The sequence below is a fragment of the Variovorax sp. GW823-FHT02B07 genome (assembly GCF_058797695.1).
The window spans coordinates 300,181-320,501 of record NZ_JBXAJX010000003.1; the positions used below are offsets into that span (position 1 = coordinate 300,181).

Consider the following 20,321-nt stretch of genomic DNA (forward strand, 5'->3'; position numbering starts at 1 on the left):
ACGGCCCGCATCGGTGCGTAACGTCGGGTGAATGCTCTGTGTCCGGCGTGTAACAGCGGGGCGCTCCTTGATGTGCGTCAAGGCCGGCGCGGCCTGAGTGGCTAGCCTCCGCGAGACACATGTCGAACCTTGCCATGCACCCTTCCACCGCCGCGCTGTCGCCCCAGAGAGAGGCCAGCCTGCTGGGCCGCGCCCGGCTGCTCCAGCGCGCCGCGCTCGACGGCGCGGCGCCGCCGCGGCTGCTGCGCGGCAAGAACCTCGGCCTGCTCAGCGAGACCGGCGACAGCGCCGCCCTCGCCCTGCTGCGCCAGGCCGCCGAGGAACTGGGCGCGCAGGTCGCGACCATGCGCTCCAGCCTGTCGACCGACACGCCGGTGCAGGAGCTGCAGCACACGGCGCGCATGCTCGGGCGGCTCTACGACGCCGTCGCCTGCGAGGGCATCGATGCCGCGCTGGTGCGGCAGATCGGCCAGCACGCGGGCATTCCGGTGCACGACGGCGCGGCGGCCGACAGCCACCCCACGGCCGCGCTCGCGGGCCTGCTCGGCGAGCGCACGGCGGCGGCGGACAACCGGCGGTTCGTGCTGCAGGCGTTGCTGATCGAGAGCATCGCCTGAGGAGTTAGCGCCTCAGCCGCACCAGTCGGCGATGCGGTGGCTCAGATCCATCCACAGCGCCTGCAGCGCCACCGCCGCCAGCAACACCCCCGCCAGCCGCGCGCCCCAGGCCTGGCGCGTACTGCTGTCGCCCCACCCGCGCAAGCGCTGCCACAGCCACGGCGCGGCGAGCAGCGACACGCTGCTGCCCAGCGCGAACAGCGCCATCGTCGAGGCACCTTGGAGCGGCCCGTTGCCCAGCGCGGCCAGCATGAGCGCCGAATAGAGCAGGCCGCAGGGCATCGCGACCCACAGCGTGCCCGTGGCGAGCACGCCCAGCAGCGAGCCGCCGGCCATCGGCCGCAGGCGCGCTTCGAGCGCACGCCCGGCGCGCTGCGCCCACAACGGCTGGCGGCCCGCGACGGCGAGCACCACGCCCCAGGCGAGCACGAACACATGCAGCATCACCCACAGCGGCCGCCAGGCCGCGACCTCCGCGCTCGCTGCGCCCAGACCGTGCAGGCTCGCGGCGGCGATGGCACCGGCGGCGGCGTAGCTCGCCATGCGGCCGAGGTGGAAGACGACCGGTGCGACGGGATGCATGGCCTGCGAAGGCCCGCCCGCCGGCACGATGCGGATCACCGCGGACGACATCGCGCCGCACATCGCCACGCAATGCGGCCCGCCCGCGAGCCCCATCAGCAATGCGGCGCCGGCGAGTGCGGGGGAACTCATGGCCGTCCTAAACCACGCGCGAGAAGCGCGTGCGCGTCGCGGCGCAGTAGCGGTCGAACACCATCGCCACGGCACGCACGAGGAACCAGCCGGCCTCGGTGACCTCGATGGCGCGCGGCGACAGGCGCACCAGCCCTTGTTCGACCATGGGCGCCAGCGCGGCGCGCTCGGGGGCGAAGTAGTCCGCGAAGGCGATGCCGTGCGCGGCCTCGACGGCGTCGAAGTCCACGCGGCCGCGGCACATCAACGCCATGATGACCTCGCGGCGCAGCAGGTCGTCGTCCGACAGCGCGAGCCCCTTGACCACGGGCAAGCGGCCCTGGTCGAGCAGCGCGTAGTAGTCTTCCAGCGTCTTCGCGTTCTGGCTGTAGGTCGCACCCACGCGGCCGATGGCCGACACGCCGAGCGCGACGAGGTCGCCGTCGGGCTGGGTGCTGTAGCCCTGGAAGTCGCGGTGCAGCCGGCCCTCGCGTTTGGCCACGGCCAACGGGTCGTCGGGCAGCGCGAAGTGGTCCATGCCGATGTAGACATAGCCGGCCTCGGTGAGCGCCGCAATCGCGCGCCCGAGCATGCGCACGCGCATCGGCGCATCGGGCAGCTCGTCGGCCGCGATGCGCCGCTGCGGCTTGAAGCGCTCCGGCAGGTGGGCGTAGGCATACAGCGCGATGCGGTCGGGCCGCAGCTCGCGGATCTGCGCGAGCGTGCGTTCGAACGAGGCATCGTTCTGGCGCGGCAGCCCGTAGATCAGGTCGACGTTGATCGATTTGAAACCCAGCGTGCGCGCCGCGTCCATCAGCGCGAAGACCTGCGCCGCCGGCTGGATGCGGTGCACGGCCTGCTGCACGGCGGGGTCGAAGTCCTGCACGCCGAAGCTCAGGCGGTTGAAGCCGAGCGCGGCCAGCGCCGCGAGGCGCTTCGCGTCGACCGTGCGCGGATCGATCTCGATCGACTGCTCGCCGCCCGGCACGAAGGCGAACGCGCGGCGCAGCAGGGCCACCAGTTCGCCCAGTTCCTCATCGTCCAGGAAGGTCGGCGTGCCGCCGCCCAGGTGCAGCTGGCCGACGGGCGCACCGGGCCCGAGCTGCGCGACCTGCAGCGCCACTTCGCGCGCCAGGTAGTCGAGGTACTGCCGCCCGCGTTCGCGGTGCTTGGTGACGACCTTGTTGCAGGCGCAGTAGTAGCACAGCGATTCGCAGAACGGGATGTGCACGTACAGCGACAGCGGCTCGCCGGCCGTGTCCGCATCGCGCCGCAGGTGCAGCGCCTGCGCGTAGTCGCCGGCATCGAAGGTCTCGACGAAGCGGTCGGCCGTGGGGTACGAGGTGTAGCGCGGGCCGGGCACGTCGAAGCGGCGCAGCAGCTCGACGGGCAGCACGGACGGGGTCTCGGGAACGCTGGCCAGGGGCAAGCTCATGACGCAGTCTCTTTCTCGGACGGCAGCGCCAGCAGCGTGGTGCACGCGCTCGAGGCCGCCGCCATCAGCCAGAACACGAAGAAGGACACGGTGTAGATGCCCTGGCGCGACATGCGCAGCGCATCGGCGCCGCAGTACGAATGGATCGGATCGATCATCGCGAACACCAGCACCTCCATGCCGCAGGCCACGAGAAACGACGGCCACAGGATGCCGGCGATGCGGCGCATGGCACTCACTGCGCGCCCCTCCGGGGCACCGGCACATCGTCCTCGGGCGTGGCCGCGTGGTTGCGCCCGGCCTGCGCCGGCATGCGCTTCTTGTCGGCCAGCGTGCGGTTGATCTCGATGCCTTCGCGGTAGTAGTCCTCCGACACCAGCACCTCGGGGGTGCGCAGCGCCAGCCACACGGTCGCGATGCTCGCCAGCACCACGGCCGCGGGCCCCGCGATCACCAGCCAGACCAGCGGGTAGCGCCACCAGGGACCTGAGGTCGCGGGCGCGTTCATCGGCAGGGCATCGTTCATGGGAAGACCTTTCAGCGCGGCACCAGGAAGACCGCTTTTTCGGAAACCTGCGCCGCGCCATCCGCCTGCCGGATGTCGAAGTGCACCGTGTGCGAACCGGCCGGTGCGGCGCCGTAGGGCACCTGCAGCCGCACCGCCACCCAGCGCGCCTGCGCGGGTTCGACCTCGATGGCCTCGTCGGGCGAGGCCACGCTCAGCCCGTCGATGCCGCGCGCGGCGATGCGGTAGTGCTGCGTGCGTTCGGTCGCGTTCATGATCTGCAGCCGGTAGACGTTCTCCAGCCGCCCGCCCTCGACGATGCGCGCGAGCGAGGCGCGGTCGCGCACCACGTCGACCTTCAGCGGCGTGCGCGCGACCAGGCTGGCGAGCAGGCCCGCCACCAGCAGCGCGAGCAGCGCCGTGTAGACCAGCACGCGCGGGCGCAGCACGCGGCGCCACAGCTGGCGGCGCGACCAGCCGGCCTCCATGCCGTTCTGCGTGTCGTAGCGGATCAGGCGCGGCGCGTAGCCCATCTTGTCCATCACGCTGTCGCAGGCGTCCACGCACAGGCCGCAGCCGATGCACTCATACTGCAGGCCCTGGCGGATGTCGATGCCGGTGGGGCACACCTGCACGCACAGGCTGCAGTCGATGCAGTCGCCCAGTGCGGCGCTGCGCGGGTCGACGTTCTTGCGGCGCGGCGCGCGCGGCTCGCCGCGCCGCGGGTCGTAGCTGACGATGAGCGTGTCGCGGTCGAACATCGCGCTCTGGAAGCGCGCGTAGGGGCACATGTACTTGCACACCTGCTCGCGCATGAAGCCGGCGTTGCCATAGGTGGCAAAGCCGTAGAAGAACACCCAGAACACCTCCCACGAGCCCATCTGCGTCTGCAGGAAGGCCATGCCCAGCTCGCGGATGGGCGTGAAGTAGCCCACGAAGGTGAAGCCCGTCCACAGCGCGATGCCGATCCAGACGAGGTGCTTGAAGGCCTTCTTCACCAGCTTCTCGAGCGAGAACGCGCCGGCGTCGAGCCGGATGCGCGCGCTGCGGTTGCCTTCGATGCGCTGCTCCACCCACAGGAACATCTCGGTGTAGACGGTCTGCGGACAGGCGTAGCCGCACCACAGGCGCCCGGCCACGGCCGTGAAGAGAAAGAGGGAGAGCGCGCTGATCACCAGCAGGCCCGACAGGTAGATCAGGTCCTGCGGGTACAGCACCAGCCCGAAGATGTAGAAGCGCCGCGCGGCCAGGTCGAACAGCACCATCTGCCGCTCGCCCCATTCGACCCAGGGCATGCCGTAGAACACCAGCTGCGTGAGAAAGACCATGGCCCAGCGCCAGCGCGCGAACAGGCCCTGCACGCTGCGCGGGTAGATCTTCTTCGTCGCCTCGTACAGGCCGACCTCCGGCGCGGCGACAGGCGGCGCACTGACGATCGGGATGACCGTCTTTCGCGTCATGGCGTCCCGGTCGCAGGGTTGGACATGCCCCACACGTAGGAGGCCAGCAGCTTGATCTGCGCCTCGGTCAGGCGGCCTTCCTGCGCGGGCATGGCGCTGTGCTTGCCCTCGTTGATGATCTGCACGATGGCGGCCTCGCCGTAGCCGTGCAGCCAGATGCGGTCGTTCAGGCGCGGGGCACCCAGCGCCGGGTTGCCCACGCCACCGATGCCGTGGCAGGCCGCGCAGGCGGCGAACTTGGGCTTTCCCAGGCCCGCGCGCAGCGAGTCGTGCGGCTCGCCCGACAGGCTCAGCACATAGTTGGCGACGTTCTTCACGTCGTCGGGCGTGCCGACCATCGCGGCGGCCGGCGGCATGGTGCCGATGCGGCCCTTGGTGATCGACTCGACGATCTTGTCGGGCGTGCCGCCGTGCAGCCAGTCGGCATCGGTGAGGTTCGGAAAGCCCTTGCTGCCGCGCGCGTCGGAACCGTGGCACTGCGCGCAGTTGTTCATGAACAGGCGCTCGCCGATGGCGCGGGCCTGCGGGTCGCGCGCGACCTCCTCCAGGGGCATGGGCGCGTAGCGCGCGTACACCGGTTCCAGTGCCTGCGTGGCCTTGGCCATGTCCTGCTGGTACTCGGCGCGCGAGCTCCAGTCGTTCGTGCCACGGAAGCTGCCCAGGCCCGGGAACACGGCCAGGTAGCCGAGCGAGAAGACGATGGTCAGCACGAACAGGCCCACCCACCACAGCGGCAGCGGGTTGTTGGCTTCGCGCAGGTCTTCGTCCCACACGTGGCCGGTGGTGTTGTCGGCGTCGGAGGGCACGCGCTTGCGTGCCGTGAGCCACAGCAGCAGCACGCAGCCCAGGATGCTCAGCAGCGAGGCCACGGCCACGTAGCTGGACCAGAAGTTATTGATGAAATCGCTCATCGTGGGGCTCCCTTCAGTCCTGCTCGAACGGCAACCGGGCCGCTTCGGCGAAGCGCTGCGTGTTGCGGCGCGAGCAGGCCCAGGCCACGATGCCGATGAAGACGACGAAGCAGGCGATGGTGGCGGCGATGCGCAGGGTGGTGATGTCGGTCATGGGGCGTTGCCTGTTCTTTCTTCTTACTTGAGCGCCAGGCCCAGCGACTGCAGGTAGGCCACGGTGGCGTCCATGTCGGTCTTGCCGGCGACCTCGTCGGCGGCCTTGGCAATCTCTTCGTCGGTGTAGGGCACGCCCACCGTGCGCAGCGCGCGCATGCGGGTGGCGATGCTGCCGGCGTCGACCAGCCCCTTCTCCAGCCACGGGTAGGCCGGCATGTTCGACTCGGGCACGAGGTCGCGCGGGTTGTTCAGGTGGATGCGGTGCCACTCGTCGCTGTACTTGCCGCCCACGCGGTGCAGGTCGGGGCCGGTGCGCTTGCTGCCCCACTGGAAGGGGTGGTCGTACACGAACTCGCCGGCCACCGAGTAGTGGCCGTAGCGCAGCGTCTCCGAGCGGAAGGGGCGGATCATCTGCGAGTGGCAGTTGTAGCAACCCTCGCGCAGGTACACGTCGCGGCCGGCCAGCTGCAGCGGCGTGAGCGGCTTCACGCCCTCCACCGCCTCGGTGGTCGACTTCTGGAAGAACAGCGGCACGATCTCCACGAGGCCGCCGATGGCCACCACCAGCAGGATCAGCACGATCATCAGCAGGTTGTTGGTCTCGACCTTCTCGTGCGTGAAGCCGGTGGCGGCGGGCGCGGAGTTCTTGTTGTCTGGTGCGTTCATCGTGCGTCCTCAGTGACTTCAGGCGTGGGCGGCGGCAACGGCCGGGATCTCGGCGCGCACCGAGCGCCCGGTGATCACGGTCATCCAGACGTTCCAGGCCATGACCAGCATGCCGCCCAGGTAGAGCACGCCGCCGATCACGCGCACCAGGTAGTAGGGGAAGGTGGCCTTCACGCTTTCGACGAAGGTGTAGGTCAGCGTGCCGTCGGCATTGATCTCGCGCCACATGAGGCCCTGCATCACGCCGGCGATCCACATCGCGGCGATGTACAGCACGATGCCGATGGTGGCCATCCAGAAGTGCACGTCGATGGCGCGCACGCTGTACATGGCGAGGCGGCCGTACATGCGCGGGATCAGGTAGTACAGCGAGCCCATGGTGATGAAGCCCACCCAGCCCAGCGCGCCGGAGTGCACGTGGCCCACGGTCCAGTCGGTGTAGTGGCTCAGGGCGTTGACGGTCTTGATCGACATCAGCGGGCCCTCGAAGGTCGACATGCCGTAGAACGACAGCGCGACGATCAAAAAGCGCAGGATGGGGTCGGTGCGCAGCTTGTGCCAGGCGCCCGAGAGCGTCATCACGCCGTTGATCATGCCGCCCCAGCTGGGCGCAAGAAGGATGAGCGAGAACACCATGCCCAGCGACTGCGTCCAGTCGGGCAGCGCGGTGTAGTGCAGGTGGTGCGGGCCGGCCCACATGTAGGTGAAGATCAGCGCCCAGAAGTGCACGATCGACAGCCGGTACGAGTACACCGGGCGCCCCGCCTGCTTGGGGATGTAGTAGTACATCATTCCCAGGAAGCCGGCCGTGAGGAAGAAGCCCACGGCGTTGTGGCCGTACCACCACTGCACCATCGCGTCCTGCACGCCGGCGTAGGCCGAATAGCTCTTCATCCAGCCGGCCGGAATGGCCGCGCTGTTGACGATGTGCAGCAGCGCCACCGCGATGATGAAGGCGCCGTAGAACCAGTTGGCCACGTAGATGTGGCGCACCTTGCGCAGGCCGATGGTGCCGAAGAACACGATGGCGTAGGCCACCCAGACCACAGCGATCAGGATGTCGATGGGCCATTCGAGCTCGGCGTACTCCTTGCCGCTGGTGTAGCCCAGCGGCAGGCTGATGGCGGCGGCGACGATCACCAGCTGCCAGCCCCAGAACACGAACGAGGCCAGCGCCGGCGCGAACAGCCGCACCTGGCAGGTGCGCTGCACCACGTGGAAGCTCGTGGCCATGAGCGCGCAGCCGCCGAAGGCGAAGATCACCGCGTTGGTGTGCAGCGGACGCAGGCGGCCGTAGCTGAGCCAGGGAATGCCGAGGTTGAGTTCGGGCCAGGTCAGCTGCGAGGCGATGATCACGCCGACCAGCATGCCGACCACCCCCCAGACCACCGACATGAGTGCGAACTGCCGCACGACGGTGTCGTCGTAGATGGCCGCGGGAGGGTGCGTGGTCTGCTGCATCGTGGTGCCCGTGAATGTGATTTGCGGGCAGTGTCTGCCCGCGTAGCCCGGGCAGGCTTGATGCAGATCAAGCCCGCTCCGTTCTCCACTGCGGCTTGTATCGACGGCGGCACACGAGCTCGAACGATGCCGAAGGCCGCGGAGCAGGCCGTGCCAGAACACCCGCGGAACTGGCTATGCCAGGCCGCAGGGTGTGCCCCCTGCAAGGGGGTTGGCGAAGCGACACGAAGTGCGCGTAGCCTGGGGGTTAGTCATTATTCAGGATGCGGTCGCCTTCGACCTCGATGTCTTCGAACTGGCCGCGTTCGATGGCCCACCAGAGCCCGCCCAGGATCGCGAGCACGAGCACCACCGACAGCGGCACGAGCAGGAACAGCACGTCCATCAGGCCACCGCCGCTTTCCCTGGTGCAGCGAGCCGCGCCGCGTTGAGCACCACCAGCAGCGAACTCGCCGCCATGCCCAGCCCGGCGAGCCACGGCGGCAGCCAGCCGGCCACGGCCAGCGGCACGCACACGGCGTTGTAGGCCGCGGCCCAGAACAGGTTCTGGCGCACCACGCGCAGCGTGCGGCGCGCCTGCGCCACGGCCGCGGGAATGGCCTGCAGCGCATCGCCGAGCACCACGAAGTCGGCCCGCGCGCGTGACAGCGGCACGGCGTGGCCGAAGGCGAAGGAGGCGTTGGCGCGCGCCAGGCTCGGGCCGTCGTTCAGGCCGTCGCCGACCATCGCCACCTCGCGCCCGGCCGCTTGCAATTGCCACAGCACCTCGAGCTTGTCTTCGGGTGCGCAGTCGCCCTGCACCGCCGCGATGCCGGCCTGCGCGCCGATGGCACGCGCCGCGTTCTCGCGGTCGCCCGAGAGCAGGCGCACCGACAGCCCCTGCGCCTGCAGCGCCGTCACGGCCTGCGTAGCGTCGGGGCGCAGCTCCTCGGCGAGCACGAAGCTGGCGAGCCAGCCCTCGTCGTCGCTCAGGTGGATCTGCGCCGCATCGACCTGCAGCGGCGGCACCTCGCAGAAGACCGCCGAGCCCAGCCGCACGGGGCGCGCGCCGTGGTCGTCCACCGCATCACGCCGGTGCAACGAAGCCGCCACGCCCTGCCCCACCGTCTCGCGCAGCTGCGTCGCCGACCAGGCCGGCGGCGCGCGGAACTGCGCCTGCCAGGCGTTGACGAGCGCGCGCGCCGCCGGGTGCAGCGACAGCGCCGCGAGCGCCGCGCCGATCTCCAGCGCATCGCCGGGGCGCAGGCCCTGGCGGCAGTACACGCGCTCCAGGCGCGGCGTGTCGCCCGTGAGCGTGCCGGTCTTGTCGAACACCACGGTGTCGACGCCGGCCAGCGCCTCGAGCGCCTGCAGGTTCGACGTGAGCACGCCGCCACGCGCCAGCGCACCGGCGCTCGCCAGCATCGCGGCCGGCGTGGCCAGCGACAACGCGCACGGGCAGGTGACGATCAGCACCGCCACCGCGACCATCAGCGCCTTGCCGGGATCGACCGCCCACCACAGCGCACCCGCGCCGAACGCGCAGGCCAGCACCGCGATGAGAAAGGGCCGCGCCACGCGGTCGGCCAGCCGGGCCAGGCGCGGCTTGTCGAGCGCGGCGTTTTCCATGAGCCGCACGATCTGCGCGAAGCGCGTGCCCTCGCCCACCGAGGCGATGCGCACCAGCACCACGGCCGAGAGGTTGTGGCTGCCCGCGAGCACGCGGTCGCCGCAGGGGCGCGGCACGGGGCGCGACTCGCCGGTGAGCAGCGCCTCGTCGGCGGTGGTGTCGCCGTCGATCACCGTGCCGTCGGCCGGAAAGGCCTCGCCCGGGCGCACGCGCACCACGTCGCCCGCCGCGAGCCGGCGCACCGCCACGCGGGTCCATTCGCCGTCGGGTCCGAGGCGCTCCACGCTGTCGGGCAGCCGGTGCATCAGCGCCTCGAGCGCGCCGGCCGTGCGGTCGCGCAGCCGCGCCTCGAGCCAGCGGCCGGTGAGCAGGAAGAAGACGAACATCGTCAGCGAGTCGAAGTAGACCTCGTGCCCCAGCGGCCCCGCGGGGTCGAAGGTGGCGGCCGTGCTCACCACGAAGGTGATGACCACGCCAAAGGTCACGGGAAGGTCCATGCCGACACGGCCGATGCGCAGGTCGCGCCAGGCGCTGCGAAAGAAGGGCCCGCACGAGAACAGCACCACGGGCAGGCTGAGCACCCACGAGGCCCAGCGCAGCAGCTGGGCCGCATCGGCCGTCATGTCGCCGGGGCGCGCGACGTAGGCCGGGTAGGCGTACATCATCACCTGCATCATGCAAAAGCCCGCGACCAGCCAGCGCCACAGCGCCATGCGCAACTCGCGCGTGCGCGTCTCGCGCGCGCTGCGGCTGCCGGCCGGCAGCAAGGGGTAGCCCGCGCGCGCGCTGGCCTCGAACCAGCGCGAAGGCCGCGTGGCCCCAGCCGACCACACGACGCGCGCGCGCCGGCTCGCGGCATTCACCTGCACCTCGGTCACGCCGGGCACCTGCGCCAGCGCGGCCTCAACGGTGAAGGCGCAGCCCGCGCAGTGCATGCCCTCGACCGCCACCTGCGATTCCCAGCGGCCCGAGCCTGCCTCCAGCGGGCGGCCGAACGCGGCCCACTCGGCGGGGTCGTCGAGCAGCTGCCAGGCGTCGGCGCGGGCGTCACTCCCGGCGGACGATGGAACGGACGGAAACGGCACGAGCGCGGCGGAAGCTTGCATCGGGGCAGGCTAAATGCCTGGCCGATGCAAGCGTTTGATCTGCATCAAGGTTCGTCGCGGCGGCCGGGGCCGCGCAGGACCGTCAGTCAGCCAGTCAAGCGGGCGTCTTCGCGAGCTCCACCGGCGGCGTGCCGGCCTTGAACATGCTCGCCAGCTGCTTGCGCAGTTCGGGCGTGTCGGTGTGGCCGTGAACGGCCACGGCGTGCTGGACGGCGGCATCGAGCAGTTCGCTCTCGCTGTCGGCACAGAGCGCGACGCTGCAGTTCATCGTGCTCGGGTACTCGCGGCAGTCGATGTATTGGCGGGACATGGCGCCTCCTTTGTCCTTACGGACGTGCTTCGAAGATCAGGTTGAAAGGCGTCTCGCTGGCGCGGCGGAAGTGCGAGAAGCCGCCCTGCGAGACGACGTCGCGCAGGCGCGCTTCACCGGCCTGTGCCCCCAGGCACAGGCCCACTTCCTGCGAACGCGAGGCCGGCGTGCAGATGAAGCTGGAGGCCGAATAGAACACGCGCCCCACCGGGTTGATGTTGTCCTCCAGCCGGTCGTTGGCAAAGGGCTCGACGATCATCCACGTGCCCTGCGGCTTGAGGGTGCGCCGCACGTGCGCCGCCGCGCCGACGGGGTCGCCCATGTCGTGCAGGCAGTCGAAGACCGCGACCAGGTCGTAGTCTTCGCCGGGGAAATCCTTGGCGCTGGCGACCTCGAAGCGCAGGCGCTTTTCATCGTCGACGCCGGCCTTGCGCGCGGTTTCGCGCGCACGCTCGATCGACGGCGCGTGGTAGTCGAAGCCGACGAAGCTGGATTGGGGATAGGCCTGCGCCATCAGCAACGTCGAAGCGCCGTGCCCGCAGCCCACGTCGGCCACGCGCGCGCCGCGTTTCAGCAGCGGTTCGATGCCTTCGAGCGCCGGAATCCATTGGCTCACCAGGTTGGCCGCGTAGCCGGGCCGGAAGAAGCGCTCGGTGCCATGGAACAGGGCCACGTCGTGCTCGTGCCAGCCGATGCCCAGGCCCGTGCGCATGGCCTGGACCATCTTGGGAATGATCTTGAACTGCGCCACGGCGATCTGGAACGCGCCGGGCACGAAGGCCGGGCTGCCTTCCTCGGCCAGCGCGAAGGCCTGTTCCTCGGTCAGCGAGAACAGCTCGCCTTTCGGGTCGTACTCGACGTAGCCGCTGGCGGCCTGGGCCGAGAGCCATTCGCGCAGGTAGCGCGGGTCGGTCTCGGTGCGGCGGGCGAGCTGCTCCGCGGTGGCGGGGCCTTCGGCCAGCGCCTTGTACAGGCCGAGCTGGTCGCCGACGACGATGGTCGCCGCGTGCATCACGGCCCCGATGTCGTGGACGAAGTTACCCATGAACGCGTTAAGCCGTGTTTCGTCGATGGCCATGTGTATCCCCTTCGTCGACAAGCGACTGGCGCGCCCGCTGCCTGCCTATACTGAATTCGAGGCAAAGGGCCTGCGAGCATCCTGTCTCTCGATGCGTGCGGGCGCCATACGCAGCAATGCGTATGCACCGTGAAAGGGCATGCCATGACGCACCTGTCGCGCAACGATTGGGCGAGCGCACTTCGCCTGCTGGACAAACTGGAGTCCGGCCATGTGCCCGTGCGGCATCGCAGCGCCGACGCGCATCCCACGCGCACCACCCGCCGCATCGCGAAGGCGCCGGGCCGGCGCGAGTTGCGCCGCGCCGCCCAGCAGGCCGACTACTGCCGGCGCGTGGGGCTGGAGCATGCGATGGCGGTGGCCTTCCTGTACCGGCTGGCCTGCCGCGCTCCGGCGCCGTTGCCCGATGCACAGCCTGCCGGCCTCACGCCGCGCGAAGGCGATGTCATGCACTGGCTCTCGCAGGGCAAGACCGACGCCGAGATCGCCGCCCTGCTGACGATCAGCCCCCGCACCGTGCACAAGCACCTGGAGCATGTCTACGTGAAGCTGGGCGTCGAGACGCGCACGGCCGCCGTGATGCGCGCGCTCGCCATGGGCCGATCTGTCTGAAGAAGAGAGATCGGCTCCTTCCCTCTACTCGATGCGGAAGACGAACTCCTGCGTCGCCAGCACCTCGGCATCGCCCGTGGTCTGGCATTCGTAGCGCATCACCGCGGCGCGCACGGCCGAGTGGTACACGCGCGGCCCCGACAGGAAGCGCACCTCCTGCACATGGCCGCCCTTGATGCGCACCTCGGCCTTGACCACGCCGCCGATGCCTTCGTCCATCGCCTTGCGTGGCATCTCGGGCTTGACCTGCCGCGGGCAGGCCACCGCGATGTCGGTGGTGGTCGCCTTCGGCGGGGCCGGCGGCGCGGGGGGCGCCGGCGGTGCGGCCGGCGGCGGCGGCACGGGCTCGGTGTTCTGCACGGCGGTGATCGCCGGCGCCGACGTGGCGGGCGGTGTCACGGCCGGCGGCGGCACGTAGGCCGGGCGCGGCGGCGGCGGGGCCTTGGGCGTTTCCTGCCGCACGATCTTCTTCGGCGGCGGGGGCGGCGGGGGTGGGGGTGGCGGCGGCTTGATCTCGCTGATGATGGTCGCGTCCATCGGCTTCTTGATCAGCTCGACCGTCTGGCGCGCCAGCCCCGACACGAGCGCGTAGCCCACGCCGACGTGGAACAGCACCATCACGGCGATGCCCACGGGGCCGAAGCGCGATTTCGGGTTGAAGTCCTTGCGGGAGCGCTTCATGGGATGAACTGCTCCGCGCCCACGATGCCCAGCTTGCTCACGCCCGTGCGCTGCGCCGAGGCCATCACGCCGGCCACCACCTCGTACTTGGCGCGCCGGTCGGGGCGCAGGTGCACCTCGGGCTGCACCGCCTGCGCGGCGACCTGCTCGAAGCGCCGTTCCATCTCGCCGCGGTCGGCCAGCGGCTCGCCGTTCCACTGCACGACGCTGAGCGCGTCGATGTCGATGCGCAGCACCTCGGGCTTGAGCTCGCTGGGCGGCGGGTTGCCCGTGGGCATGTTCAGGTTCACCGAATGCAGCTGGATCGGAATGGTGATGATCAGCATGATCAGCAGCACCAGCATCACGTCGATGAGCGGCGTGGTGTTGATGTCCATCATCGGCTCGTCGGAAGGCGTGCTGCTGCGCCGCCCCTGCTTCTGTTTTCTTGGCATGGCTTGCTTGTCTCGCTGTCTGCTCGTCTCAGTTGCGCGCGGGCGGCTCGGTGATGAAGCCCACCTTGGCGATCCCGGCCGCCTGGCAGGCGTAGATGATCCGGCCCACCGGCTCGTAGTCGGAATGCCAGTCGCCGCGGATGTGCACCTCGGGCTGCGGGTTCAGGGCCGCCACCTTGGTGAGCCGCGCCACCAGCGCGGGCGTGTCACGCACCGGCGTGTCGTACCAGTAGGTGCGGCCGGCGGCGTCCACCGAGATCACGACGGTCTCGGGCTTGCTCTCGCGCACCTCGTTGCGCTCCTTCGGCACCGCGACGGGCACCGAGTAATTGACCACCGGGATGGTGATGAGGAAGATGATCAGCAGCACCAGCATCACGTCGACCAGCGGCGTGGTGTTGATGGCCGCGATGGCCTGTTCCTCGTCTCCCCCGGAGGCCGGGATGTTCATCGCCATGGCGCGATCCGCTTGCGTGCGTGCGCGCGCGTCAGGCCGCGGCGCTGCCGGCCAGGATCACGGAGTGCAGCTCGCCGCTGAACTCGCGCACGTCGTCCATCACGGTGATGTTGCGGCGCAGGAGCCAGTTGTAGCCCAGCACGGCAGGCACGGCCACGGCCAGGCCGATGGCGGTCATGATGAGCGCCTCGCCCACCGGGCCCGCCACCTTGTCGATCGAGGCCTGGCCCGCCACGCCGATGGCGGTGAGCGCGTGGTAGATGCCCCAGACGGTGCCGAACAGGCCGACGAAGGGCGCGGTCGAGCCCACGGTGGCCAGCAGCGACATGCCGTTGCCCAGGCGCCGCTGCACGCGCTCGGTGGCGCGGTGGATGCACAGGTCGACGAAGTCGGCGAAGTCGACCTTGCCGCGCAGGCCGTCGTGCTTCTGCGTGGCCTGCATGCCGGCGTCGGCGATGAAGCGGAACGGGCTGCCCTCGGCCAGCCGCGCGGTGCCGGCCTGCACGGTGCCCGCGTTCCAGAACTCGTTGTCGACCGCGCGCGCCTGGCGGCCCATGCGCATCTGCTCGAGCAGCTTGGTGACGATCACGTACCAGCTGCCCATCGACATGATCGCCAGGATGGCGAGCACGGCCTTGGCGACGGCGTCGCTCTGCGACCAGAGCGCGCCCACGCCGTAGGGGTTGTCGACCTTGGGGGTGGCGGCCGGCGCAGCAACCGGGGCGGCGGGCTTCTCGGGCACCGCCACGGGCGCCGGCGTGGCGGCAGCAGCACTGGCCGCGGCCTGCGGTGCGGCCGGCGTCTGGGCGCCTGCGAGTTGCGGCGCGCTGCCCAGGCCGAGGGCCAGAACAAAGGGCGCGGCCACGGCCGTCAGCCGTGCAAGGAATGTCTTCGTCATCGTTGTCTTCTCCAGAAAAATAGATTGGCTTCAGGCGCCGGCCTGCCAGCCGTGCGCCTTGTCCCAGACCGCCTGCACGCCGCTGCCCGCGCCGTCCACCACGTGGTAGCGGTCGTAGGGCGCGGCCGTCATGCAGGCGTGGTGCGGCAGCACGCGCACGCGGGCGCCCAGGGGCAGCGCGCGGAACATGGCCTGTGCGTCGTCATCGCCTTCGCACGCGATCAGCCCGTGCTCCTGGTGCAGCTCGGCCACGCACAGCCCGGGCAGCGGCACCGTGCCGTCGGCCCGGCACACCAGCCCGAAGCCCAGGCCGGCGCGGAACTCGGCCGCCGACTGGTCCTTCGACAGCGCGAGCGCGCCGGCATCGATCAGCACGCGGCGCGAGCGCGGGTTGTGGCCGATCACCGTGGCCAGCACCGACAGCGCGATCTCGTCCACGCCGCAGATGCCGCGCGCCGCCTGGTCCAGGTCGAAGAAGGTGTAGACGCCGGGGCGCATCTCGGTGACGCCCTCGAGCGACTGCGCGCACACGGCCGTGGGCGTGGAGCCCACGCTCACCACCTCGACCGGGATGCCGACCGCGCGCAGCCGTTCGGCCGCATGCACGGCGCCGGCGCGTTCGGCCTCGGCGATGGCGCGGATCGCCGTGCCGCCCTGCACGTGGTAGCTGTGGCCCGCATGCGTGAGCACGCCGGCCAGCGCCAGCGATTCGCTGCGCTGCACCTCGCGCGCGAGCGAGAGCAGGCCGTCGTCGCGCGGACCGATGCCGCCGCGGCCGCCGCCCGTGTCGATCTCCAGCAGCACACGGAAGCTCGCCCCCAGCGCCCGCGCGCGGGCACCGGCCGCCTGCACCGCCTCGACCGAATCGGCCAGCAGCGTCACGCGCGCGCCATGCGTGCGCTGGATGTCGTGCAGCGCTTCGATCTTGTTCGCGTCGATGCCCACGGCGTAGGTCAGGTCGGTGAAGCCGTGGCGCGCGAAGTAGGCGGCCTCGGCCACGGTCGACACCGTGAGCCCGCCGGCCTGCCCGCGCGTGGCGCGCCGCGCCACTTCGGCCGACTTGGCGGTCTTCAGGTGCGGGCGCAGCGCCACGCCGTGGCGCGCCGCGCGCTGCGCCATCGCTTCGCAGTTGCGCTCGAGCACGCCGACGTCGAGCAGCAGCGCGGGCGTGACAAGTTCGGCCAGGGGCGTCATCGGCCGGTTCCGGAGGCGATCTGCGCCATCACGCCGTCGATTTCCTCGGCCACGCGCTGCACCAGCGGCGGCAGCAGCACCAGCGTCATGTGCGCGGCGCCTTCGATGCACGCCAGGCGGCGTTGCGTCGACAGCGCCGCATGCGCTTCCTGGAACTCGGGCCAGCGCTGCTGCACCGCGGCAATGGCCGGGTCGGCACCGGCCGGCAGCGGCTGCTGCTTCGCCCACAGCACGGCCAGCGGACGCGAGCCGAAGTCGGGCGACGCGGCCGCCTGGCGCGCGACGTGCGGCAGGCCGCGCACCTCGGCCACCATGGTGTCGAGCGCTTCGGGCGTGTAGGTCGCCTTCATCTGGCGCAGCACCTGCGGCATGTCGGCGAACAGGGCCTCGATGGGCGCCTGCTCCGGCGGCGGCGGGCCGCCGGCCTGGAAGTCCGCGCGCTTGACGCGCTCGGCCGCGAACTGCGATTCGGGCGGGTGCTCGTACATCGCGAACTGGTCGGGGTGGCTGGCGTCGAGCATCACCACGCCTGCGACCTGTTGCGGGTACAGGCCCGCGTAGACCCGGTTCAGCAGGCCGCCGAGCGAATGGCCGACGAGCACGATCGGGCCCGTCACGCCGGCGGCTGCGAGCAGCGCATGCAGGCGGTGCGCGGTGCGCTCGCCGTCGAAGGGCGCGTCGTCGGCTTCGCTCCAGCCCATGCCGGCGCGGTCGTAGCTGATCACCGGGTGCTTGGCCGCCAGCGCCTGCTGCAGGCGCGCGTAGGTCGGCGAGGCGCAACCGCCGCCGGCCTCGATCACGAGCGTGGGCTGCGCCGCGCTGGCCGCCACGGGGCCGCTGCGCTGCAGGTGCATGGCGCGGCCGTCGATGGTGTAGAGCTCGCCGGGCGCGGCCATGTGGTGCGGGCGACCGGGTTGTTCCACGCGCGGCCAGTAGTCCAGGTCGCGCACGCGGTACGGCAGGTTGGCGAAGTCGGTGCTCAGCGAGGCCGGCGTCGACACGTACAGCACCGACTTGGCCAGGGGCCCGAACTCCGCGTGGAAGTGCTGCGCCGACTTCACGATGACCAGCTTCTTGGCCGCCAGGTCGATGCCCAGGCCCGTGAAGAGGTCGGCGCCGATGACCTGGTTGCGCTTGCTGATGAGCACGATGTCCACGCCGTCGGCGGCCTGCACCCACACGCACGGACCCATGGGCGTGCGCACGCCCGAGAGGCCGCCCTGCGAATGCGCCTCCACCACGTTCATCACCGTCACGTGCAGGTCGATCGGGTCGCCCGAGGCCGGGCCGCACTTGCCGCCCAGGCGCAGCTCGAAGCTCGCGCCCACGCCCGCGTCGCGGCACAGCTGCACCGCGCCCAGGTCCCACACGCCGCCGAAGGCCACGTCGCCGATGCCGCGCTCGACCACGGCGCGCAGCATGAAGGTGCTGTCGCTGGTGGCGCCGCCGCCGGGGTTGTCGGCGGTGTCGGCAATGACCACGGGGCCGCCCTGCACGGCCATGGCCTTGGCGAGCGTCTCCTCGATCGAGAGCGAGGGCACGCCGGTCTCGTGGCGCAGGTCCCAGAAACCGCGGCCGAGTTCTTCGGCCAGCTTGGCGGCCAGCGCGGGGTCGTTGTCGGTCACCACCCACAGCTTGGCGCCCGACTCGGGCACGTCGGCCCAGGGGAAGCCATGGCCCAGCGACACCGAGAGCACGCCTGGCAGCTTCTCGACGTCCTGCATGCGGCGCACGAAGCCGGCCATCGGTTCGCGCGTGGTGTGCCACTTGCCGACCATGCGGCAGTCGTGCACGGCCGTCACGGGCTTCACGCGGCCCTGCGCGGTGTCGACCACGATGCGGATCAGCTCGGTCAGGCGCTCGAACGCATCGGTGTGCGGATATTCCTTGTAGCAAATGATCGCGTCGGCCGTGTTCACCATCTTCTGCGTGAAGTGGCAATGCAGGTCGAGCGAGACGCCGATGGGCACGTTCGGCCCGACGATCTCTCGCACGCGCGTGATCACGTCGCCTTCGCAGTCGTCGTAGCCGTCGGCCACCATCGCGCCGTGCAGCACGAGGATCACGCCGTCGACCGGGCCGGCCTTGCGCAGGTCGTCCAGGATCTCGTCGCGCAGGCGCTCGTACACGCTGCGCACGGTGCGCCCCAGCGGCTGCGCGAAGGCCAGCAGGCTTTCGACCGTTTCATGGCCTTCGGCGGCCAGCTGCCGGCGCACTTCCACGGCATACAGGCCGTAGCCGGTGGCGTCGCGCGTGCTGGCGTCGCCGCGGAAGATGCCGTATTCCTCGTAGCTGCCCAGGCCGGTGGGGGCCGAGACGAAGGTGTTGGTCTCGGTGGCGAACAGGGTGGTGAAGAACTTCATGCGCGGGGCTCCTGGCGGGCAAGGTGGATGTTTCGCGAGCGCGTGGTGGCGAACAGCAGTCCCACGACCCGGCCACCCTTGCGCTCCACGTTGAGAACCGATTTGCCCAGCTGGGCCAGCACCGGGTCGACCGAGGCGAGCGTCGCCACGTCGGCCGACAGCGGCGTCAGCACGCACGCGTGCTGGCCGTGGCGGCCCTGCACCGTGAGCTGCAACCTGCCGTCCACCAGCACCATCCGCGCGGTGGCGTCGAGGTCGGGGCTGGTGTAGTCGCCGCACAGTTCGTCGGCCAGCGACGCGGCATCGGGCGCGGTCTCGGGCAGGCGCTCGAAGCGGCGCGGCTGGCCACCTTCGTGCAGCACGAAGGCATCGGGTGCGCGTTGCGGATCGATGTCGACGGTGTCGATCACGAGGTCGTTCGTCGGCAGGTCCTGCAGGCCCAGCCAGAGCTTGCCGTCGCCCTGGTTCAGGGGCCTGGGCTCGCCGGCCTGCCACGACAGCGCCAGCTTGCCGGCCACGTCCGCAAAGCCCAGCAGGCCGCCGGTGGAGGGGGCGTGGTAGCGCTGGCCGGGCAGCGCGGGGAAGGCGCTGGCCAGCGGGCGCACCTCGGGCGGCGCGAGCGCGTCGCCCAGCAGCAGCTCGATCACCTTGAGGGCCAACGCCGACGGCGACACGGGCGCCCCGTTCACCATGGCGATGATGTCCAGCCCGTGGCTGGGCACGCTGATCATCTGCGACTGCGCCCCGAGCACGGCGCCCGCGTGGTGGACGATCTCGACGCCGCGGTACGGGTGGCGCGCGAGGCCGAAGCCGTAGTTCACCTGGGAGCCCGACGACAGCGTGGTCGGCGCCGACAGCAGGGCCCAGCTCTTCGCGCTGCCCACGATCTTCTCGCTGCCGTGCATGTGCGCGAGCCAGCGCAGCATGTCGTCCGCCGTCGACACCAGCGAGCCGCCGCCGTCGAGTTCGCACGGGTACAGGCCGCGGCGCCAGCCGCCGCCGAGCGCGGGCATGTACAGGCCGGCCATGCCGGGGACCACGTCGAGGTCGGTCACCACCGACGAGGTGTCGGCCATGCCCAGCGGGTCGAACAGGCGCGCCTTCAGGAAGTCGTTGAAGCTCTGGCCGCTCACGCGCTCGACGATCTTGGCCAGCAGGAAGTAGCCGCCGTTGCTGTAGACCATGTGCGTGCCGGGCTCGAAGTTCAGCTCGCTCTGGCGCGCCATGGCGGGCAGGCCCGGGCCGGGCAGCGTGAACGTGAGGCCGTGCGCGATGGCCCACAGCTCGTCGTGGCCGCGCCAGCCACTGGTGTGCGTGAGCAGGTGGCGCAGCGTGGGGCCGTTGGCGCTCAGTTGCGGCAGCTCGGGCAGGTATTTCTGCACCGGGTCTTCCACGTCGAGCAGGCCGTCTTCCGCCAGCAGCAGCACGGCCATCGCCGTGAAGTGCTTGCTGGTGGAGGCGATGCGCATGCGCGTGGTCGGCTTGAGCGCCACGCCCATCTCCAGGCTGGCCATGCCGACGGCGCGGCGGTACAGCAGACGGCCATGCTGCGCGATGGCCAGCACCAGGCCGGGCGCGTCGCTGCGGTTCAGGGGCGCCACCAGCGCGTCGATGGCGGCCAGTGCGGAGGCGGTGTCAGGAAGAGAGGCTGAAGGGTGTGGTTGTGACATGGAGG

22 protein-coding genes are annotated in these 20,321 nt (G+C 70.7%); 2 read left to right on the forward strand and 20 right to left on the reverse strand.

The genetic code is table 11. The features are described from left to right. Positions 1-134: 134 nt before the first annotated feature. Entirely contained in the window at positions 135-617 is a 483-nt protein-coding gene (locus AC1RGU_RS19175) for a Rossmann-fold NAD(P)-binding domain-containing protein (protein ID WP_223301389.1), read from the forward strand. 12 nt (positions 618-629) lie between these two features. Here AC1RGU_RS19175 and AC1RGU_RS19180 read toward each other — a convergent pair whose 3' ends face one another. From AC1RGU_RS19180 to AC1RGU_RS19240, 13 genes are all read right to left on the reverse strand, one after another. Continuing rightward, positions 630-1,331, reverse strand: a complete 702-nt coding sequence (locus AC1RGU_RS19180) for a sulfite exporter TauE/SafE family protein (RefSeq protein ID WP_492697393.1) — start codon at positions 1,329-1,331, stop codon at positions 630-632. A gap of 7 nt (positions 1,332-1,338) precedes the next feature. Further along, complete coding sequence (gene hemN / locus AC1RGU_RS19185; protein ID WP_492697395.1) at positions 1,339-2,745, reverse strand: oxygen-independent coproporphyrinogen III oxidase; 1,407 nt, start codon at positions 2,743-2,745, stop codon at positions 1,339-1,341. Continuing rightward, positions 2,742-2,975: a hypothetical protein gene (locus AC1RGU_RS19190; protein WP_223301390.1), complete on the reverse strand. Its 234-nt coding sequence runs from the start codon at positions 2,973-2,975 to the stop codon at positions 2,742-2,744. Before AC1RGU_RS19190 ends, hemN begins: the two co-directional genes overlap by 4 nt. A gap of 5 nt (positions 2,976-2,980) precedes the next feature. Beyond that, complete coding sequence (locus tag AC1RGU_RS19195) at positions 2,981-3,271, reverse strand: FixH family protein (RefSeq protein ID WP_070062094.1); 291 nt, start codon at positions 3,269-3,271, stop codon at positions 2,981-2,983. Between the two features lie 11 nt (positions 3,272-3,282). Next, positions 3,283-4,710, reverse strand: coding sequence for a cytochrome c oxidase accessory protein CcoG (gene ccoG, locus AC1RGU_RS19200; RefSeq protein ID WP_492697397.1), 1,428 nt, complete (start codon positions 4,708-4,710; stop codon positions 3,283-3,285). Further along, positions 4,707-5,621 carry a cytochrome-c oxidase, cbb3-type subunit III gene (ccoP, locus tag AC1RGU_RS19205; RefSeq protein WP_369645971.1) on the reverse strand — a complete coding sequence of 305 codons (915 nt, stop codon included), beginning with the start codon at positions 5,619-5,621 and terminating at the stop codon, positions 4,707-4,709. The genes ccoG and ccoP overlap by 4 nt, the downstream gene beginning before the upstream one ends. A gap of 13 nt (positions 5,622-5,634) precedes the next feature. Continuing rightward, the gene (locus tag AC1RGU_RS19210; protein WP_062481697.1) at positions 5,635-5,775 is read right to left on the reverse strand and encodes a cbb3-type cytochrome oxidase subunit 3; all 141 of its coding nucleotides are present in this window, start codon (positions 5,773-5,775) and stop codon (positions 5,635-5,637) included. A gap of 23 nt (positions 5,776-5,798) precedes the next feature. Then, a complete protein-coding gene (gene ccoO / locus AC1RGU_RS19215; protein WP_070062091.1) occupies positions 5,799-6,443 on the reverse strand; it encodes a cytochrome-c oxidase, cbb3-type subunit II in 645 nt (214 codons plus the stop codon). A gap of 18 nt (positions 6,444-6,461) precedes the next feature. After that, the gene (ccoN, locus tag AC1RGU_RS19220) at positions 6,462-7,904 is read right to left on the reverse strand and encodes a cytochrome-c oxidase, cbb3-type subunit I (RefSeq protein WP_139702545.1); all 1,443 of its coding nucleotides are present in this window, start codon (positions 7,902-7,904) and stop codon (positions 6,462-6,464) included. A gap of 247 nt (positions 7,905-8,151) precedes the next feature. Beyond that, complete coding sequence (gene ccoS, locus AC1RGU_RS19225) at positions 8,152-8,289, reverse strand: cbb3-type cytochrome oxidase assembly protein CcoS (RefSeq protein WP_062481719.1); 138 nt, start codon at positions 8,287-8,289, stop codon at positions 8,152-8,154. Beyond that, the gene (locus tag AC1RGU_RS19230; RefSeq protein WP_492697399.1) at positions 8,289-10,619 is read right to left on the reverse strand and encodes a heavy metal translocating P-type ATPase; all 2,331 of its coding nucleotides are present in this window, start codon (positions 10,617-10,619) and stop codon (positions 8,289-8,291) included. The genes ccoS and AC1RGU_RS19230 overlap by 1 nt, the downstream gene beginning before the upstream one ends. 94 nt (positions 10,620-10,713) lie before the next feature. After that, a complete protein-coding gene (locus AC1RGU_RS19235) occupies positions 10,714-10,929 on the reverse strand; it encodes a DUF1059 domain-containing protein (protein WP_492697401.1) in 216 nt (71 codons plus the stop codon). A gap of 16 nt (positions 10,930-10,945) precedes the next feature. Next, the gene (locus tag AC1RGU_RS19240; RefSeq protein ID WP_095746594.1) at positions 10,946-12,007 is read right to left on the reverse strand and encodes a class I SAM-dependent methyltransferase; all 1,062 of its coding nucleotides are present in this window, start codon (positions 12,005-12,007) and stop codon (positions 10,946-10,948) included. Positions 12,008-12,151: 144 nt separating this feature from the next. On the opposite strand from AC1RGU_RS19240, the gene AC1RGU_RS19245 reads away from it, so the two are divergent. Continuing rightward, a complete protein-coding gene (locus tag AC1RGU_RS19245; protein ID WP_159273067.1) occupies positions 12,152-12,619 on the forward strand; it encodes a helix-turn-helix transcriptional regulator in 468 nt (155 codons plus the stop codon). Positions 12,620-12,643: 24 nt separating this feature from the next. On the opposite strand, the gene AC1RGU_RS19250 is transcribed toward AC1RGU_RS19245, so the two are convergent. The 7 genes from AC1RGU_RS19250 to AC1RGU_RS19280 are packed head-to-tail and all read right to left on the reverse strand — an operon-like array spanning position 12,644 to position 20,316. Then, positions 12,644-13,300, reverse strand: coding sequence for an energy transducer TonB (locus tag AC1RGU_RS19250; RefSeq protein WP_070062086.1), 657 nt, complete (start codon positions 13,298-13,300; stop codon positions 12,644-12,646). Beyond that, a complete protein-coding gene (locus tag AC1RGU_RS19255) occupies positions 13,297-13,734 on the reverse strand; it encodes an ExbD/TolR family protein (RefSeq protein ID WP_139702542.1) in 438 nt (145 codons plus the stop codon). Before AC1RGU_RS19255 ends, AC1RGU_RS19250 begins: the two co-directional genes overlap by 4 nt. Before the next feature lie 28 nt (positions 13,735-13,762). Then, entirely contained in the window at positions 13,763-14,191 is a 429-nt protein-coding gene (locus AC1RGU_RS19260) for an ExbD/TolR family protein (RefSeq protein WP_095948763.1), read from the reverse strand. A gap of 31 nt (positions 14,192-14,222) precedes the next feature. Continuing rightward, complete coding sequence (locus AC1RGU_RS19265) at positions 14,223-15,089, reverse strand: MotA/TolQ/ExbB proton channel family protein (protein ID WP_492697404.1); 867 nt, start codon at positions 15,087-15,089, stop codon at positions 14,223-14,225. A gap of 30 nt (positions 15,090-15,119) precedes the next feature. Next, on the reverse strand, positions 15,120-16,283 hold the full coding sequence (locus AC1RGU_RS19270) for an alanine racemase (RefSeq protein ID WP_492697406.1): 1,164 nt from the start codon (positions 16,281-16,283) through the stop codon (positions 15,120-15,122). After that, positions 16,280-18,646 carry an alpha/beta fold hydrolase gene (locus tag AC1RGU_RS19275; protein ID WP_492697408.1) on the reverse strand — a complete coding sequence of 789 codons (2,367 nt, stop codon included), beginning with the start codon at positions 18,644-18,646 and terminating at the stop codon, positions 16,280-16,282. Before AC1RGU_RS19275 ends, AC1RGU_RS19270 begins: the two co-directional genes overlap by 4 nt. Next, positions 18,643-20,316, reverse strand: a complete 1,674-nt coding sequence (locus tag AC1RGU_RS19280; RefSeq protein ID WP_492697410.1) for a serine hydrolase domain-containing protein — start codon at positions 20,314-20,316, stop codon at positions 18,643-18,645. The genes AC1RGU_RS19275 and AC1RGU_RS19280 overlap by 4 nt, the downstream gene beginning before the upstream one ends. Positions 20,317-20,321: the final 5 nt, after the last annotated feature.